Genomic DNA, 17,062 nt, shown 5'->3' with positions numbered 1-17,062 from the left:
TCCCGCCCGTCTTCCGTAAGTTGTCTCAATCACGGAAGTGGAAGCTCATGGGAAAAGTCAGGACTTCAGCTTTTACGGTCTCGATCGACGGATTTGGCGCGGCGCCGCGTCAGAGCCTCGAACATCCATTCGGCGAGGGCGGCCTGGCGCTGCCGGCCTCCTGGTTCTTCGAGACGCGGGCATTTCGCGCGATGGTCGGCAAGGAGGGCGGCAGCACCGGGCTCGATGACGAGATCGCGCGCAAGTCGATGGAAAATATCGGCGCCTGGATCCTCGGGCGGAACATGTTCGGCCCGATCCGCGGGCCGTGGCCGGATGATGCCTGGAAAGGCTGGTGGGGCCCCAATCCGCCGTATCACACGCCGGTGTTCGTGCTGACGCATCACGCGCGGCCCGACATCGAGATGCAAGGCGGCACCACGTTTCATTTCGTGACCGACGGCATCCACGCCGCGCTGGCGCGGGCGCGCGCGGTGGCGGGCGACAAGGACATCCGGGTCGGCGGCGGCGTGTCGCTGGTACGGCAATTCCTTGAGGCGCGGCTGCTCGACGAGGTGCAACTGGCGCTGGCGCCGGTGCTGCTCGGCGGCGGCGAGAACCTGTTTGCCGGGCTCGATTTGCCCGCGCTCGGCTATGGCGTCGCTTCGCACGTCGCGAGCCCGAACGCCACGCACGTCACCTTCGCGCGCAAATCGTAGATCGTTCACGCCTGCGTCAGCGGCCGAAATCGGCCGTTGACGCCAACGCCGTTCCGGCGTACTTAACCCAAAGGTTATTTAACCTATGAGCTAAGTAGATGCCGCCCGATCCCCTCAGTTCGACCTTCGCGGCGCTGGCCGATCCGACCCGGCGCGCGATCCTGGCGCGGCTCGCGCTTGGCGAGACCTCGGTGATGGAGCTGGCGAAGCCGTTCGACATGAGCCTGCCGGCGATCTCGAAACACCTGAAGGTGCTGGAACATGCCGGGCTGATCTCGCGCGGGCGCGAGGCGCAGTGGCGGCCGTGCCGCATCGCGCCGGCCTCGTTCAAACAGGTCGACGGCTGGCTCGGCAATTTCCGCCGCTTCTGGGACGAGAGCTTCAACCGCCTCGACGGCCTGCTCGAGGAGATGAAGGCGGAGGAGGCCGCGAAGGCCCCGCCGCGCAGCAACCGCAAAGTCACCAACCGTAAAGTCAGAGTAACCGAGGAGAAGCAACGTGGACGCACGCGTGGATAAGACGCTGAGGATCACGACCCCGTCGGATTTCGAATTCGCCATGACGCGCCAGTTCGATGCGCCGCGGCGCTTTGTGTTCGACGCGATGACCAAGCCGGAATTTCTGGTGCGCTGGCTCGGCTGCGAGACGCTGGCCATGCCGGTGTGCGAAGTCGACCTGCGCGTCGGTGGCGCCTATCGGTTCGTGTTCCGCTCGTCCGAGGGCATCGAGCACGAACTCACCGGCACCTATCGCGAGGTGGTGCGTCCGGAGCGGCTGGCGTTCGGCGAAACCTTCTCGATGCCGGGCTTCACCAGCGACGAGTATCTGGTGATCTCGACCTTCGTCGAGGAAGCCGGCACCACCACCTTGACCACCACGATCCGCCATCCGACCAAGGAAGCGCGCGACGGCCATCTCAATTCCGGCATCGAGAAGGGCGTCGAGCCGGCTTACGACCGGCTCGCCGAGATCGTTGCCGGGATGGGGTGACGTTGTACGTCGTCATTGCGAGGAGCAACGCGACGAAGCAATCCATCGTACCGCACATGCGGAGGTATGGATTGCTTCGCTTCGCTCGCAATGACGGGAGGCGAGCGCTGGCTTCGTAGCCCGAATGGAGCCAACGAGTCGCGCGAATGCGCGCCCGATGACAAACTCCGCGCAATCCGGGAGTGGTCTGCCCGTAGCAAGGACCCCGGATTTCGCTTCGCTGCATCCGGGCTACGCGCCGGGCCTCAATAGCCCCGCTTGCGATCGACCACGTTGTCCAGCTCCCCGCCTTGCTCGAAGCGCGCGATCTGCTGCGCGACGTATTTCGAGATCTCGTCGGCGTCGGTGTCGGCGGCGTTGTGCGGGGTCAGCACCACCTTCGGGTGGCTCCAGAACGGGCTCGCTTCGGGCAGCGGCTCGGTCTCGAACACGTCGAGCGAGGCGGCGCCCAGCGTGCCGTCGTCGAGCGCGCGCAGGATATCCGCCTCGTTCTGCAAGCCGCCGCGGCCGGCATTGATGATGACGGGCGCGCCGAGCGGGCTCTCGCGGTTCAGCTTGGCGAACGCATCGCGGTTCAGCACATGCCTTGTATCCGGCGTCAGCGGCAGCAGGCAGACCAGGATGTTGGTCGCGCGCAGGAACGCGTCGAGCCCGTCGCTGCCGTGATGGCAGGTGATGCCGTCGATCCGCTTCTCGCTGCGGCTCCAGCCGACGACGCGGAAGCCGAGCGCGCGCAGCGCCTGCGCCGCGGCCGCGCCCAGCGTGCCGAGCCCCATCACGCCGACGGTGATCGCGTTCGCCGCCCATTGATAGTTCGGCGCCCAGTACTTCTTGCGCTGCGACTCGCGCAGGTAAAGCTCCTGGCGGTGATGCATCAGCACGTGCAGCACGACATATTCGGTCATGCGGTCGGTGAGATCGGAGACCGAGACCCGCACCAGCGGTACGTCGGGCAGCGAGCGGTCGGCCATCAGCGCGTCGGCCCCGGCGCCGAGATTGAAGATCACGCGCAGGTTCTTGAACGCCGCGAGTTCGCCCGGCTTCGGCTTCCACACCGCGGCGTAATGCACCTCCGCCGGATCGAGCGCGCCGTCCGGCAGCAGCACCACCGCCCGGTCGGCGCAGACGGTGTCGAACCGCGCCTTCCAGCGCGCCGGCGACCAGTTTTCCGAGCCGCCATTGATCAGCAGCGCGAGCGCGCCTTTACCCATTCAGATACCTCCAAAGCCAATGTGACTTATGTCACAGAGCGGGCGTAACCCGCGTCCTAGTCTCCTGCCATCAACGGGGGAGAACTTCCATGCGCAAACTGATCCTGAGCTCGGCTTTCATCCTCGCAGCCATCGCCACCGCGCACGCCGGCCAGAGCCGCGGCCTGGTGCTCGCAAATGCCGATACGCCCGCCCAGGCGCAACCGGCCGTTGCTCCGGCCCAGGCCGAGGCCCAGCCGGCGCCGTCGCAGGCGCAGCCGGCGGAGGCTCCGCGGCAGCAGGCGTCCCAGCCGTTGCAGAAGAGCCACGTCCATCACCGGGAGAGCGATGAAGCCAAGGCGCGCCGGATCGCCGCGCGTTACGGCGTCTACTGGTGACGGCACCATGATCGTCGCGGTGATGGCGTGACGCGTCATCGCCGCGTCCGACGTCCCGGCATGTGATCGACATCGAGCGCCGCATCAGGAACCCAAATTTCTTTCGCGCCGCCTGTCGGCAGCGGGCATAATCGTTCGTTCTTGCAATGAACGGAGATGCCTTTTCGATGCTGTACGCCATCCTCTGCTATCATGACGAAGACATGGTCGGTTCCTGGAGCAAGGAACACGACGCCTCGGTCATGCAGAAATTGTCCGTCGTGCAAGACAAGCTCGCCAGGCAGGGCAAGCTCGGCCCGGTGGCGCGGCTGCTGCCGACCACCGCGGCGACCACGCTGCGCAAGGAAAACCCGCCGGTGGTGCTGGACGGCCCGTTCGCCGAAACCAAGGAGCAGCTGCTCGGCTTCTATCTGGTCGAGGGCAAGAACCTCGACGAGGTGCTCGACATCGCGCGCGACCTCGGCGAGGCCAATCCCGGCGGCACCTATGAGATCCGCCCGGTCGGCTACTTCAATCAGGGGGGTACCAAAGCGTGAGCGTGACCGACACCGCCTGGATCGATGCCGCGCTGACGTCGGCGCGTCCCCAGGCGGTTGGCGCACTGCTGCGCTACTTCCGCAATCTCGATACCGCCGAGGAGGCGTTCCAGAACGCCTGCCTGCGGGCGCTGAAGAGCTGGCCGCAGAACGGCCCGCCGCGCGATCCCGCCTCGTGGCTGATCATGGTCGGCCGCAACGTCGCGATCGACGACATCAGGCGCAGCAAGAAGCAGGAAGCGCTGCCCGATGACGACCAGGCGATCTCCGATCTCGACGATGCCGAGGACGAGATCGCCGAGCGGCTCGACGGCTCACATTATCGCGACGACATCCTGCGGCTGCTGTTCATCTGCTGTCACAAGGACCTGCCGGCGACCCAGCAGATCGCGCTGGCGCTGCGCATCGTCTCGGGCCTCTCGGTGAAGCAGATCGCGCGCGCCTTCCTGGTCTCGGAAGCCGCGATGGAGCAGCGCATCACCCGCGCCAAGGCTCGCGTCGCCGATGCCAACGTGCCGTTCGAGACGCCGGGCGCGGTCGAGCGCAGCGAGCGGCTCGCCTCGGTCGCGGCGATGATCTATCTGATCTTCAACGAGGGCTATTCGGCGAGCGGCGACACCGCCGAAATCCGCGCGCCGCTGTGCGAGGAGGCGATCCGGCTCGCGCGGCTGCTGCTGCGGCTGTTCCAGAGCGAGCCGGAGATCATGGGGCTGACGGCGCTCTTGCTGTTGCAGCACGCCCGCGCCGAGGCGCGCTTCGACGCCGACGGCCAGGTCATCCTGCTCGACGACCAGGACCGCACGCTCTGGAATCAGAAGCTGATCGCCGAGGGCCTCGCGCTGATCGACAAGGCGATGCGCCATCGCCGCAGCGGACCCTATCAGGTGCAGGCCGCGATCGCCGCCCTGCACGCCCGCGCGGAAAAGCCCGAGGACACCGACTGGACCCAGATCGACCTGCTCTACGGCGCGCTCGAAATCATGCAGCCGTCGCCGGTGATCACACTCAACCGCGCGGTTGCGGTCTCCAAGGTGAAGGGACCAGACGCCGCGCTCGAGATGATCGAGCCGCTGGCGCCGCGGCTTGCGAATTATTTCCATTACTTCGGCGTGCGCGGCGCCTTCCTGATGCAGCTCGGCCGCAACGAGGAAGCCCGCGTCGCCTTCGACCGCGCCATCGCCCTCGCCAACACCACGGCCGAAGCGGCCCACATCCGCATGCATATCGACCGCCTGATGCGCGACAGCCAGCCGCGCAATGCGAAGGCGAAGTAGTCGGCTCGCCTGGCCCCGGGCGAGCTGATCGATGGGAGCGTCGCTCGTGCAACCGCGGTTGTGCTTCCGAAAAATTCTTCACCCATCTTGTCGGCCCCGCATTCCCCCGTTCGTCATGAAGGCAGAGAGCATCACCAAGCGTCACGGAGCCTGTCATGCCGACGATCGTCGACACCGAAATCTCGAAGCCCGCCCGCATCACCGGCCGTGTCATGAGCGGCGTGGTCATCCTGTTCCTGCTGTTCGACGGCGCGATCAAGCTGCTGCCGTTGCCGGTCGTCACCGAGACCATGGACAAGATGGGCTGGGGCGCGAGCGATACGCTGGCGCGCAGCCTCGGCATCATCACCATCGTCTGCACGCTGTTGTACTCGGTGCCGCCGACCTCGATCCTCGGCGCCATCCTGCTCACAGGCTATCTCGGCGGCGCGATCGCTTCCCATGTGCGGATCGGCAGCCCGCTGTTCACCCACACGCTGTTCGGGCTTTATCTCGGCCTGATGCTGTGGGGCGGGCTCTATCTGCGCGACGGCGATCTGCGCGCGCTGCTGCCGTTCCGCCGCTGAGTGATCGTTCATCCACAATGCTGCCGCAGGGACATGCGACCAGCGTCACATGAACAGTGTATCGTCCGAGCCGATTGAAAAATAACTAACCAAGGGAGCATGCAATGCAGGTCAACCCGTATCTGTCCTACGACGGCAATTGCGGCGCCGCGCTGAAATTCTACGAGAAGGTGCTTGGCGCGCGGATCGAGGAATCCTTCCCCTATGGCGAGGGCAACGCGGAAATGCAGACGCCGCCCGGCTGGCAGGACAAGATCATGCACGCCCGCCTCACGATCGACGGCGAGATCATCATGGCCTCCGACGCGCCGCCCGGCCATTTCCAGAAGCCGCAGGGCTTTCACGTCGCGTTGCAGGTCGAGGATCCCACGGAGGCCGAACGCCGCTTCAAGGCGCTGTCGGAAGGCGGCACCGTCACCATGCCGTTCGGCAAGACCTTCTTCTCCAACGGCTTCGGCATGTGCGTCGACCAGTTCGGCATCCCCTGGATGGTGAACTGCCCGGCACAGATGTAGGTCGAGGTTACTTCTGCCTAGCACCGCGATTCTCGTTCTATCGCCGTCATCCTGAGGTGGCCGCTTCTTCAGCGGCCCTCGAAGGATCGACGGCCCGGCTGTTCCAACGTGCGCGCGCTGAGCCATCCGGGCCGTGCATCCTTCGAGACGCGCGGAGCCTGTCATCGGGCCGCGCTTCGCGCGGACCCGTTGGCGCTCCTCAGAATGACGGGATTGGCAGCATCGCTTGCTCAGTTCAGATCGGACTCGATCGCCGCTACCTGCACCGTGGATAGATCGCCGCGAGGTCGCGGCCGCGCAGCAGCAGCAGGCGGGAGGTCAGGCCGCCGCGGCGCACGATCCAGCCGCGCACCGGCGGAGGGTAAGCGGCCAGCACCGCCTCGGACGCTTCCGGCTCGGCATAGGTCCGGCCGCGCTGGTCGATCGAGCGCGCGGCGTGGAAGCCGAGCACGGCGCGCCGCGTCACGCAGATGCGGTCGCTTGGCACCATCGAAAGCACCAGCGTGCAGGCCGACAGGCATGGCCCGTCGATCACCACGCGCTCGCCGGACTCGCGCACCTTGTCGAACAGGTCGATGAACGGGCCGACCTGCCCGCCGGGGCTGGCGAGGATACGAACTTCGGCATCTGCGCCGGAGATGTCGGCGAAGAGCGCCGCCAAGCCCAAGATCGTCGAGATCGTCCAGATCGCCCCGATGCGCATGCGGCCGTTCCTTCCGTTGCCGGCTCCAGTTAGGCTAGCGCTTGCGGCGAGAGTTTGTCAGCCTTTGCCGGAGACGCCGGCTTCGGCAAAGGTCGCCATGCCGCCGTGACAGGCGAGCGCGGCGCGCAGCAGCAGGATCGCGATTCCGGCGCCGGAGGCTTCGCCGAGCCGCATCTCGAGATCGAGCAGGGGCGCGAGTCCAAGCTCCCGCAGCAATTCGCGGTGGCCGAGTTCGGCCGACACATGCCCGGCGCGGCAATGCGCGAGACCGCCGGGCGCAAGCCGCGCCAGCGGCAGCACCGCCGCTGTCGCCACGAAGCCGTCGAGCAGCACCGGGATGGACCTTGCACGCGCCGCCAGCACGGCCCCGGCGATCGCCGCGAGCTCGCGCCCGCCGAGCGCGACCGCGACTGCGAGCGGATCGTCGAGCAGGCTGCGATGCATCTTGAGCGCGGCATCGATCGTGGTGCGCTTGCGCAGCAGGCCGGCATCGTCGACGCCGGTGCCGCGGCCGGCCCAGCGCGCGCCGCGCCCGCCCATCAACGCCGCGCACAGTGTTGCTGCGACCGTGGTGTTGGCGATCCCCATCTCGCCGACCACCAGCAGGTCGCATTGCTCCGGCACGGTGCGCCAGCCGGTATCGAACGCGACGAGGAAATCGGCGCCGTCCATCGCCGGCGCCATCGTGAAATCGCGGGTCGGGCGCGCCAGCTCGAGCGGCTCGACGCGCAGCTCGGCGCCGGCAAGCTTGGCGATCTGGTTGATTGCAGCACCTCCCGCGGCGAAGTTCGCCACCATCTGCGCGGTGACTTCGGACGGATAGGCGGAAACGCCACGTTCGGCGATGCCGTGATTGCCGGCGAACACCGCGATCGTGATCTCATCGAGCCGGGGGATCTCGCGCTGCTGCCAGCGCGCCAGCCAGATCGCCACCTCTTCAAGCCGCCCGAGGCTGCCCGGCGGCTTGGTCAGGTTCTGCTGGCGAACCGTAGCGGCCGCGGCACTGGCCTCGTCGCCCTGGGGCAGGTCGCGACAAAAGCTGCGGATGTCGTCTAGAGTACTGAACTGCATGCGATTCCCTCGTCGAGCGGGCCGCAAGCTAAAGCACCATCCGGAAACCTGTGAAGCGGTTTTCCGAACGGATCGTGCTCAAACAAGAAGCTCAAGCGCGGTGAGATTCAGCCCGATCTCAGCGCGCTTTAGCTCAATTCCAGGGCCGCGACCATGCGTGAATTGCTCGACGATCTCAGGACCGCCACCGCCTTTCTGACCCGGCTGCCGATGCCGCATCCGGACGGCGCGCGGCCGGAGAGCTTTGCGCGGGCGCAGCGGCTGTTCCCGCTGGTCGGGGCCGGCATTGGCGCTGCGATCGGCCTGTTCTGCCTGCTGCTGCGGTCGATCGGCGTGCCGGACCTTGCCGCGGCGGCGCTCGCGCTCGGCGGCGGCGCGCTGCTGACCGGGGCACTGCATGAGGATGGGCTCGCCGATGTCGCCGACGGGTTCGGCGGCGGCCGCGATGTCGCGGCCAAGCTTGAAATCATGCGCGACAGCCGGCTCGGTACCTATGGCGCGCTGGCGCTGGTGGTGAGCTTTGCCAGCAAGCTCGCGGCGCTTGCGGCCATTCCGGATGGCGTCGTGGTGCAGAGCCTGATTGCGGCGCATGCGCTCGGCCGCGGCGCGTTGCCGTGGATCGCGATCAGCCTGCCTTATGCGCGCGCGGATGGGCTCGCGGCCAATGCCGGCCGGCCTGACGGCATGATTGCCGCGGTCGCAGCAGGTCTCGCGCTGGTGATCGCAATCCTCGCGCTGCCGTTCAGCAGCGCGCTGTTGGCGGCGATCGCGGCCGGTGCGAGCGCGCTGATCATGGCGCTGCTGGCGAAGCGGCAGATCGGCGGCCAGACCGGCGATGTGCTCGGCGGCGCCGAGCAGGTCGCGGAGACCGCGATGCTGGTGCTGCTCGCGGCGCGGTTGGGTTAGAGCGTTTTCGAGCGAAGTGGATCCCGGTTCGCGTGAAGAAAACGCGTCAATGAAAGGCCAAGTGGTGATGGATCGTGAAACCCGCTTCTGGCTGATCCGTCACGCGCCGGTCGATGGTCCACGCGGCGTGATCCATGCGCCGGATGCGCCGGCGGACCTCAGCGATGCCGCGGCCTTGGCTGCGTTGCAGGCGAGGCTTCCGGCGGATGCGATCGCGGTTTGCAGTCCGGCGCGGCGCACACGCGAGACCGCAGCGCGGCTCGGCCTCACCGCAACGGAAGACGACGCCTTTCGCGAGCAGGATTTCGGCGACTGGACCGGCCGCCGCCACAGTGAGATCGAAGCCGAGCTCGGCGCCGTGGCCTACCGCGCCTTCTGGCAATCGCCGGGCATCAACCGCCCGCCGGGTGGTGAAAGCTTTGCGGATCAGATCGGTCGCGCGCAGGCCGGGCTGGCACGCCTGCCGGCCGGCGACGTCGTGCTGGTCGTGCATTCCGGCACCATCCGCGCGGTGCTCGCCATCGCGCTCGAACTCGCGCCGGAGCTCGCACTGCGCTTCGTCATCGACCCGCTGTCGCTGACCCGGATCGATCGGTTGGGTGATACGTGGCGTGTGGTCGTGGTGAATGGGCGGTAGGCCAATGCGGCAATGTCAATTCCGTCATCCTGAGGAGCGGCCTCTTGGCCGCGTCTCGAAGGATGCACGGCCCCCGATCGCTCGGCGTACGTTGATCGTCTACCGGTGATAGCGGGACCGTCGATCCTTCGAGACGGCCGCTTTGCGGCCTCCTCAGGATGACGGTGAGAACGCGGGACGGCTACCCATTCCGCCGCTGGCCGCGCAGGGTCGGCAGGCCGATGCCGGCGGCGTCGAAGCCGCCGTCGACGGCAAGAATCTGCCCGGTGATGTAGCTCGCGCGATCCGAGCACAGGAAGAAGATCGCTTCCGCCAGCTCTTCCTCCAGCCCGTAGCGATTCAGCGGGATCGCGTCGTGATAGTCGGCGCGGATCTCCGGCGTGTGGACAGCCTTGGCCATCGCGGTCTCGACCGGGCCCGGCGCGACGCCGTTGACGCGGATGCCGAGCGAGGCGAGCTCGACCGCGAGCTGCTTGGTGAGATGCGCGAGCCCCGCCTTGCTGGTGCCGTAGGCCGAGCGCAGCGTCGAGGCGCGCACCGCCGAGATCGAGGTGATGTTGACGATCGCGCCGCCATGCTCGCGCATCAGGGGCGCAGCCGCCTTGGTGCAGAGGAACGGGCCGGTGAGGTTGACCGCCATGATCCGGCTCCAGTCGGCGTCCGAGGTTTCCAGCACCGGCGCGAACACCGCGGTGCCGGCGTTGTTGACCAGCGCGTCGAGCCGGCCGAAGCCGTTTGCGATCGCAGCGATCGCGGCTGCCACGCCAGCGGCATCCGATACGTCGCAGGTCAGCGCGACTGTGTCGTCGGGCTGCTTCAAGGCCGCGACCGCGCTCTCCAACAGCGCGCCCTCGATGTCGAGCAGCGCGACGCGCCAGCCGTCGGCGAGGAAGCGTTTCGCCGCGGCAAGCCCGATGCCGCGCGCGGCGCCGGTCACGAGGGCGACTTTTTGTTCGGAGGGAGTCATCGGGCGGTCCATCGGTTCGGGCAGGAAAGTCCCGACCGTCTGCGACCTTTATGTGGAGCTGTCAACAACCAGTGACGTGCCGTTCCTCCGTCATCCTGAGGAGCGCGTAGCGCGTCTCGAAGGATGCACGGCCCCCAGCCCGGGCCGCGCACCCTTCGAGGATCGCACCGCGTCCTACGCCGCAAGCTCGGCGGAAGCGCGCTGCATGTTGGTCGACATGTCCTGCGTCACGATGCTCTGCTCCTCGACCGCCGCGGCGGTGGAGGTGATGTACTCGTTGACGCCGGCGATCGCCGCCTTGATCTCCGACAGCGAGGTGACCACCGCGGCGGCGATCGAGTTCAGCGCATCGATCTCCGAGGAAATCGTGTCGGTCGCCTGCTTGGCCTGGTTGGCGAGGCTCTTCACCTCGGAGGCCACCACCGCGAAGCCGCGGCCGGCCTCGCCGGCGCGGGCCGATTCGATCGTGGCGTTGAGGGCGAGCAGGTTGATTTGCCCGGTGATGCTCGAGATCATCTCGACGATGCCGCTCATCGCCTGCGCCGCGGCGTTGAGCTTCTGCGCCTGGCCGTCGGCAGCCTCGACGCGGCCGGTGGCGACCGCGGCGTTCTGCTTCGACTTGGTCATGGTTTCCGAGATCTCGCGGATCGAGGCGCTCATCTCCTCGCTGCCGGCGGCGACCGCCTCGATCAGGCCGCGCGCGCTGTCGGCTTTCTTGCGGCCGATCGCCTGCGCGGTGATGTCGGTGGCGTACTTCACCACCTTGTAGGGCTTGCCGTTGAGGTCGAGGATCGGGTTGTAGGAGGCCTGGATCCAGATCTCGCGGCCGCCCTTGGCGATGCGCTTGTACTCGGCGGCCTGGAACTCGCCCCGGTTCAGTGCGCCCCAGAACTCGCGATAGCCGTTCGCGCTCGCTTCGGCGGGCTCGACGAACATGCTGTGATGCTTGCCCTGGATCTCGGCGAGCGAATAGCCCATCGCGGCGAGGAAGTTCGGGTTCGCGGTGCGGATCGAGCCGTCCATGTTGAATTCGATCACCGCCTGCGACTTGCCGATCGCGTCGATCTGGCCATCATTGTCGGCGGCCTTCAGCTTCTGCTGGGTGACGTCGGTCGCGAACTTGACGACCTTGAACGGCTTGCCGCGATCGTCGAGGATCGGGTTGTAGCTGGCGAGGATCCAGATTTCCCTGCCGCCCTTGGCGATCCGCTTGAACTCGCCGGTCTCGAACTCGCCGCGGTTCAGCCGCGCCCAGAAATCGCGATAGGCCGGACTATCGCGGTCGGCCGGCGATATGAAGATGCTGTGATGCTTGCCCTGGATTTCGGCCAGCGAATAGCCCATCGCGCCGAGGAAGTTCTCGTTGGCGTTGACGATGGTGCCGTCCATATTGAACTCAATCACCGCCTGGGCACGTCCGATCGCGGCGATCTTGCCGGCATCTTCCATGCTGTGGATCTTCTGTGCGGTGATGTCGGTGGCGAGTTTGACGACACCGACCGGCTTGCCGTTCTTGTCCAGGATCGGGTTGTAGGAGGCCTGGATCCAGATCTCGCGACCGCCCTTGGCGACGCGCTTGTACTGCGAGGTCTGGTACTCACCACGGTTCAGGTTCGCCCAGAATTGGCGATAGTCGTGGCTGTCGCGCGTGGCGGCATCGACGAACATGCTGTGGTGCTTGCCCCTGATCTCGTCGAGCGTGTAGCCCATCGCGTTCAGGAAGTTCTCGTTGGCGTCGACGACGGTGCCGTCGAGCTTGAACTCGATCACCGCCTGCGATTTTCCGATCGCTGCGGCCTGCGCCAGCGCGTTGTCGATCTTTGCCTTGTTGCTGAAACTGAACATCAGGGCTCCGTGAAGGTTCAAACAATGAAAGGGGATGAGAAAAACGGATCGTTGCAACTCACGGAAAGGTTGCAGCGAGCCGTTTAGCATCGGTAAAGCCTGCGGCTCGCACGCGCGTGGCACGAACTGCATAGAGCGATCACGCACGCGCGCATCTATTTCAACTTGCGAGGTATTTTTTCGATATGCACGTTATCATCCAGAGTCGGCATGCGATGTTCACCGTAATCTTACGGACGAAAATCGATGACAACTTTGGTCTGATGCAGACGATCGGAACGCGTGCACTTCAGCGTCGCTGATAGGTCTATTACGATCGCTGATATTGCTGATCGCTTCACCGATCGATTTCGCGTCGCGATTCGCGGCCGCGACCAATCCGCATCGTGCTCGATGCGTGAGTCTGCGCGCGCCCGCCGAGCACGAAAAGTATCGCCGTACCAAAAATTTATCGCGCGCGCGATGTCGGAAGAACGGTCCCTGCTTCGTCCTCCGGGCTCTGGTTCTATGATGGAGTTCTGATGTCGCTTACCCTGCATTACCACCCGCTGTCGTCGTTCTGCTGGAAGGCGTTGGTGGCGCTTTACGAGAATGGCGCGCCGTTCACGCCTCACTTGGTCAATCTCGGCGATCCCGCCGAGCGCGCGGCGCTGCTCGCGCTGTCGCCGATCGGTCGCTTTCCCGTGCTCCGCGACGAGGCGCGCGGCGAGACGGTGCCGGAATCGAGCATTGTCATCGAATATCTCGACCGGCACTACCCTGGTGCCGTCAGGCTGATCCCGGAGGACCCGGAGCTCGCGCTGCAAACCCGGCTGCGCGATCGCTTCCTCGATCTCTACGTCCATCTGCCGATGCAGAAAATCGTCGGCGACCGGCTGCGGCCCGCAGACAGCAAGGATCCCCATGGCGTCGCCGAGGCGCGGGCGCAGCTCCGCACCTCCTATGCGATCCTCGACCCGCAACTCGCGCATGGCGGCTGGATGATGGGTGAGCGGTTCTCGCTGGCCGATTGCGCCGCGGCGCCGACGCTGTTCTATGGCAACAAGGTCGAGCCGTTTGCGGAGGAACACCGGCATCTGGCAGCCTATCTCGAGCGGCTCAAGGCGCGGCCGTCCTTCGCCCGTGTGCTCCGCGAGGCCGAGCCCTATTTCGGCATGTTTCCCAAGGAAACCTGAGAATGGAGCCAGCGAAGGGGCGGCCCGGTTCCCAAAATAAATAGCGGCCCGATGTCGCGTTCGGGCCGCTCCATTCGTCTTCCACCTGAGGTCCGGGTTCTGGAGCGCTGACCGCTCCGGAGGCCCGGGCGAATGATGTGGAGACGACATGGCTGCAGCTGGCAACAGGGCGGAGATCATCCGCTCCCTCTTCGCCGCCTATCTCGCCAATGACCGCGCGAGCGTCGAGGCGGCGTTTGCGGAGAACTTCCGCTTCTCGACGCCCTATGGCGAGAACATCGACAAGCCGCGCTATTTCGCCGAGTGCTGGCGCGACTCCGGCTGGATCGGCCGTCACGAGATCGAGCGCATCATGGTCGAGGGCAGCAATGCCTTTGTCACCTATCGCTGCATCGCGCGCGACGGCAAGAGCTTCCGCAACACCGAGTTCGTCGTGTTCGACGGCGACAAGGTGTCGCGCATCGACGTCTATTTCGGTCCCGCGCATCAGGACGGCGAACTCGTCAGGCAGGAGCGCTGAAGGCCGTGGCGCGCGATGCAATGACCTCCGGAATAATTTCGCGTGCCCTGTCGGCGTGGCACGACCGGCGTCGTCCTTGAGACGAGCACCGGCGGTGCCGGAAACACAACAAGGCGACGGAGCAGGATGATGAAGTTCATGGTGATCGTGAAGGCGAACAAGGATACCGAGGCCGGCGTGATGCCGAGCACCGAGCTGCTCGCCGCGATGGGCAAGTTCAACGAGGAGATGGTCAAGGCCGGCGTGATGCAGGCCGGCGAGGGCCTGCATCCGACCAGCAAGGGCGCGCGGGTCAAATATGCCGGCGGGCAGGGCACGGTGAGCCGCGGGCCGTTCAGCGTGACCAGTGATCTCGTCGCGGGCTTCTGGCTGATCGAGACCAAATCGCTCGATGAGGCGATCGACTGGATGAAGCGCGCGCCGTTCGATGGCGGCGCCGAGATCGAGATCCGCCAGGTCTTCACGCCGGACGATTTCGGCGCGGCGCTGACGCCCGAGCTGCGCGAGCAGGGAGAGCGCCTGCGCAAGCAGGTGAGCAAGACATGACACCCGACGTCATTCTGCGATATCGCCGACGCGGTGATAACCATCGACGCAAGTCATGGATTCCGGGCCTGACGGGTCGCGGGATGACGAAGACGAGAATTGCGAGTGCGTCAACAGATGAGGAAATCCGACCCATGCGTTTCATGATGCTGATGATCCCGCTCGGCTACGAGTCCGCGCCGGCCAAGCTCGAGCTCGATCCCGAACGGGTCGCCGCGATGATGCGATACAATCAGGCGCTGAAGGACGCCGGGGTGCTGATCACGCTGGAGGGCCTGCATCCGCCGGCTGCCGGCGCTCGCGTCAAGTTCGACACCGGCGTGCCGGTCGTGATCGACGGCCCGTTCACCGAGGCCAAGGAGGTGATCGGCGGCTTCTGGATGATCGAGGTCGCCTCGCGTGCGGACGCGATCGCATGGGCCAAGCAGTGCCCGGCCTCGGCCAACGAGATCATCGAGATCCGCCAGGTCCAGGAGATCGGCGACTTCTCGGAGGAAGTGCGAGAGGCCGCTGCCATCTTCGAGCATCCGCAGGGCGGCTGGGGCAAGGCGCTGCGCTAAATCTTGCAACAAGCGCTGCCGCCGCACGGCGTCAGCGCACCAACCATCGATCGTCAAACCACCTACGCGCACAACGGAGATGAAATATGAGCACCAACACCTTCCTCGCCGTCTATCTCGGCAGCAAGGACGGCTCGCGCATGGCAGCCTGGAACGCGATGCCCGAGGCCGAGCGGCGCGCCAAGGAGCAGCAGGGCATGGCGGCCTGGGGCGCCTGGGTCGAGAAGCACCACGACGTGATCGTCGAGATCGGCGGCCCGCTCGGCAAGACCAAGCAGGTCGGTGCCGGCGGCACCGCCGACATCGCCAACCAGCTCACCGGCTTTACGGTGGTGCGCGCGCCCTCGCATGAGGCGGCCGCCAAGCTGTTCGAGAACCACCCGCATTTCTCGATCTTCCCCGGCGAAGCCGTCGAGATCATGCCGGTGCTGCCGATCCCGGGCCGATAGGGCTGCGGGCCGTCAGGCCCGCATCCAGCGGGAGCGGTCCGTTAATCTTGATGAACGCATCGCCGCCCCGCTAGTGACCTTTACTGCCGGCTCATGTAAAAGCCGTTCACATGAGCTGGCGCAAGGACCAAGGCCGCGCCGAGCGCGGCTATCATCACGGCAATCTCAAAGAGGCGTTGCTGCAGGCCGCCCTCGATTTGATCTCGAAGAAGGGGCCGGCCGGCTTCACCTTCGCCGATGCCGCGCGGATGGCCGGCGTCAGCCCCGCCGCGCCGTACCGGCATTTCCGCGATCGTGACGAGTTGATCGCCAGCATCGCGCAGCGCGGCTTCGAGCAGTTCGAGTCGCTGCTGACCCAGGCCTGGGACGACGGCCGCCCCGACACCGTCACGGCGTTCGAGCGGGTCGGCAAGGCCTATCTCGCCTTCGCCCGCGAGGAGCCCGCATTCTATTCCGCGATGTTCGAATCCGGCCTGCCGCCCGATGCCAATCCGACGCTGATGGCCGCCAGCGAGCGCGCGTTCGCGATCATCCGCGCCGCCGCCGAGCGGCTCGCCGCGCTGGCACCGCCGGGCATGCCGCGTCCCCCGGCGATGATGATGGCGCTGCACATCTGGTCGATGTCGCACGGCGTCGCCTCGCTGTTCGGCCGCGGCGATGCGGCGCGGCGCAAGCTGCCGATGTCGGCGGAGGATCTGCTCGAGGCCGAGGTGCTGATCTATCTGCGCGGCCTCGGCTTCCCGACTGATCGCAGGCCTGGAACCAGCTCGGCCGACGAAAAGCCGGCGGGTGAAAGGTCCGGTCCGTGGGGCAAGGCGAAATAAGGTTCAAAGGCTGAGCCAAAAATAATCGGCCGGGTGCGTCATCCGCGCTGCTTGACTTTCCCGGGGGATGGGCTACCTATGTAAATGTTATTTACATTCACAACGGCGTGATGCCGTGATGGAGAAGGAAATGGCCTACACCGCTGATGTCAATCGCTGGCGCGGCCCCGTCGAAGAGCCCTACCGTCCGCACTTCTACGCGACGCCGTGGCACCCCCTGAAGATCGCCGGGATCATCCTCGGCTTCATGATCTGGTGGCCGATCGGCCTCGCCCTTCTCTTTTTCACACTCGGGAGCAGAAAAATGGCCTGTTGGAGTCACAACGACATGGATCGCTGGCAGAACAAGATGGAGCGCATGCAGGACAAGATGGAGCGGATGAGGAGCCGCATGGAGCGCCGCGGCTTCCCGTTCGGCGGCTTCGGCCCGCCCTCCAGCGGCAACCGCGCCTTCGACGAGTACCGCCAGGACACGCTGCGCCGGCTCGAGGAAGAGCAGGTCGAGTTCAAGAACTTCCTCGATCGCCTGCGCCACGCCAAGGACAAGGAAGAGTTCGACGCCTTCATGGCGCAGCACAAGACCCGTCCGACCCCGCCGAACGACCAGCCGCCGCAGAGCTGATCTGAATAGGCTGATCGCGCGAGGCACGAGCTAGCCTTCAGGCGATGTGCCCCCATAGAACCTGATGGCC

The 17,062-nt window shown here is 66.1% G+C and carries 22 protein-coding genes; 17 read left to right on the top strand and 5 right to left on the bottom strand.

What is annotated here, in order from left to right:
- Positions 1-47: 47 nt before the first annotated feature.
- The 3 genes from ACVMB0_RS03060 to ACVMB0_RS03050 all read left to right on the top strand — a co-directional run bounded on the left by ACVMB0_RS03060 (position 48) and on the right by ACVMB0_RS03050 (position 1,688).
- The gene (locus ACVMB0_RS03060; protein ID WP_461345276.1) at positions 48-698 is read left to right on the top strand and encodes a dihydrofolate reductase family protein; all 651 of its coding nucleotides are present in this window, start codon (positions 48-50) and stop codon (positions 696-698) included.
- A gap of 98 nt (positions 699-796) precedes the next feature.
- Entirely contained in the window at positions 797-1,216 is a 420-nt protein-coding gene (locus ACVMB0_RS03055) for an ArsR/SmtB family transcription factor (protein ID WP_456752271.1), read from the top strand.
- Positions 1,209-1,688, top strand: a complete 480-nt coding sequence (locus tag ACVMB0_RS03050) for an SRPBCC domain-containing protein (protein WP_461345275.1) — start codon at positions 1,209-1,211, stop codon at positions 1,686-1,688. Before ACVMB0_RS03055 ends, ACVMB0_RS03050 begins: the two co-directional genes overlap by 8 nt.
- A 245-nt stretch (positions 1,689-1,933) precedes the next feature.
- Here the strand turns inward: ACVMB0_RS03050 and ACVMB0_RS03045 are convergent, their stop codons facing one another.
- On the bottom strand, positions 1,934-2,899 hold the full coding sequence (locus ACVMB0_RS03045; protein ID WP_461345274.1) for a 2-hydroxyacid dehydrogenase: 966 nt from the start codon (positions 2,897-2,899) through the stop codon (positions 1,934-1,936).
- An 89-nt stretch (positions 2,900-2,988) separates the two neighbouring features.
- Here ACVMB0_RS03045 and ACVMB0_RS03040 point away from each other — a divergent pair, with 89 nt between their 5' ends.
- From ACVMB0_RS03040 to ACVMB0_RS03020, 5 genes are all read left to right on the top strand, one after another.
- Entirely contained in the window at positions 2,989-3,276 is a 288-nt protein-coding gene (locus tag ACVMB0_RS03040) for a hypothetical protein (RefSeq protein ID WP_461345273.1), read from the top strand.
- Positions 3,277-3,443: 167 nt separating this feature from the next.
- Positions 3,444-3,812, top strand: a complete 369-nt coding sequence (locus tag ACVMB0_RS03035; RefSeq protein WP_461345272.1) for a YciI family protein — start codon at positions 3,444-3,446, stop codon at positions 3,810-3,812.
- Complete coding sequence (locus ACVMB0_RS03030; protein WP_456752276.1) at positions 3,809-5,086, top strand: RNA polymerase sigma factor; 1,278 nt, start codon at positions 3,809-3,811, stop codon at positions 5,084-5,086. The genes ACVMB0_RS03035 and ACVMB0_RS03030 overlap by 4 nt, the downstream gene beginning before the upstream one ends.
- 155 nt (positions 5,087-5,241) lie before the next feature.
- Complete coding sequence (locus tag ACVMB0_RS03025; RefSeq protein WP_456752277.1) at positions 5,242-5,652, top strand: DoxX family protein; 411 nt, start codon at positions 5,242-5,244, stop codon at positions 5,650-5,652.
- A gap of 104 nt (positions 5,653-5,756) precedes the next feature.
- Positions 5,757-6,167: a VOC family protein gene (locus ACVMB0_RS03020; protein ID WP_456752278.1), complete on the top strand. Its 411-nt coding sequence runs from the start codon at positions 5,757-5,759 to the stop codon at positions 6,165-6,167.
- 256 nt (positions 6,168-6,423) lie between these two features.
- On the opposite strand, the gene ACVMB0_RS03015 is transcribed toward ACVMB0_RS03020, so the two are convergent.
- Both ACVMB0_RS03015 and cobT read right to left on the bottom strand, forming a co-directional pair.
- Positions 6,424-6,870 (bottom strand): hypothetical protein, encoded by a 447-nt coding sequence (locus tag ACVMB0_RS03015; RefSeq protein ID WP_456752279.1) that lies wholly within the window; start codon positions 6,868-6,870, stop codon positions 6,424-6,426.
- A gap of 57 nt (positions 6,871-6,927) precedes the next feature.
- A complete protein-coding gene (cobT, locus tag ACVMB0_RS03010) occupies positions 6,928-7,941 on the bottom strand; it encodes a nicotinate-nucleotide--dimethylbenzimidazole phosphoribosyltransferase (RefSeq protein WP_456752280.1) in 1,014 nt (337 codons plus the stop codon).
- Between the two features lie 153 nt (positions 7,942-8,094).
- On the opposite strand from cobT, the gene cobS reads away from it, so the two are divergent.
- Together cobS and ACVMB0_RS03000 are read left to right on the top strand one after the other, a co-directional pair.
- On the top strand, positions 8,095-8,847 hold the full coding sequence (cobS, locus tag ACVMB0_RS03005; protein WP_461345271.1) for an adenosylcobinamide-GDP ribazoletransferase: 753 nt from the start codon (positions 8,095-8,097) through the stop codon (positions 8,845-8,847).
- 67 nt (positions 8,848-8,914) lie between these two features.
- Positions 8,915-9,484, top strand: a complete 570-nt coding sequence (locus tag ACVMB0_RS03000) for a histidine phosphatase family protein (RefSeq protein WP_456756413.1) — start codon at positions 8,915-8,917, stop codon at positions 9,482-9,484.
- 181 nt (positions 9,485-9,665) lie between these two features.
- On the opposite strand, the gene ACVMB0_RS02995 is transcribed toward ACVMB0_RS03000, so the two are convergent.
- Both ACVMB0_RS02995 and ACVMB0_RS02990 read right to left on the bottom strand, forming a co-directional pair.
- Positions 9,666-10,451 (bottom strand): SDR family NAD(P)-dependent oxidoreductase, encoded by a 786-nt coding sequence (locus ACVMB0_RS02995; RefSeq protein WP_456752282.1) that lies wholly within the window; start codon positions 10,449-10,451, stop codon positions 9,666-9,668.
- Between the two features lie 174 nt (positions 10,452-10,625).
- On the bottom strand, positions 10,626-12,296 hold the full coding sequence (locus ACVMB0_RS02990) for a methyl-accepting chemotaxis protein (RefSeq protein WP_456752283.1): 1,671 nt from the start codon (positions 12,294-12,296) through the stop codon (positions 10,626-10,628).
- Between the two features lie 521 nt (positions 12,297-12,817).
- Here ACVMB0_RS02990 and ACVMB0_RS02985 point away from each other — a divergent pair.
- From ACVMB0_RS02985 to ACVMB0_RS02955, 7 genes are all read left to right on the top strand, one after another.
- Positions 12,818-13,471 carry a glutathione S-transferase family protein gene (locus tag ACVMB0_RS02985; protein WP_456752284.1) on the top strand — a complete coding sequence of 218 codons (654 nt, stop codon included), beginning with the start codon at positions 12,818-12,820 and terminating at the stop codon, positions 13,469-13,471.
- 148 nt (positions 13,472-13,619) lie between these two features.
- Positions 13,620-13,991, top strand: a complete 372-nt coding sequence (locus ACVMB0_RS02980; RefSeq protein WP_456752285.1) for a nuclear transport factor 2 family protein — start codon at positions 13,620-13,622, stop codon at positions 13,989-13,991.
- A 129-nt stretch (positions 13,992-14,120) separates the two neighbouring features.
- Entirely contained in the window at positions 14,121-14,537 is a 417-nt protein-coding gene (locus tag ACVMB0_RS02975) for a YciI family protein (protein ID WP_456752286.1), read from the top strand.
- 134 nt (positions 14,538-14,671) lie between these two features.
- Entirely contained in the window at positions 14,672-15,097 is a 426-nt protein-coding gene (locus ACVMB0_RS02970) for a YciI family protein (RefSeq protein WP_456752287.1), read from the top strand.
- A gap of 86 nt (positions 15,098-15,183) precedes the next feature.
- On the top strand, positions 15,184-15,546 hold the full coding sequence (locus tag ACVMB0_RS02965; protein ID WP_461345270.1) for a YciI family protein: 363 nt from the start codon (positions 15,184-15,186) through the stop codon (positions 15,544-15,546).
- A gap of 110 nt (positions 15,547-15,656) precedes the next feature.
- A complete protein-coding gene (locus ACVMB0_RS02960; protein WP_461345269.1) occupies positions 15,657-16,370 on the top strand; it encodes a TetR/AcrR family transcriptional regulator in 714 nt (237 codons plus the stop codon).
- Positions 16,371-16,500: 130 nt separating this feature from the next.
- Positions 16,501-16,992: a DUF2852 domain-containing protein gene (locus ACVMB0_RS02955; protein WP_456752290.1), complete on the top strand. Its 492-nt coding sequence runs from the start codon at positions 16,501-16,503 to the stop codon at positions 16,990-16,992.
- The last annotated feature ends 70 nt before the right edge of the window (positions 16,993-17,062 follow it).

It is taken from the genome of Bradyrhizobium sp. USDA 4451 (genome assembly GCF_054822585.1).
The sequence above is the reverse complement of the archived record's forward strand: the minus strand, read 5'-3'. Positions and strand labels throughout refer to the sequence as shown.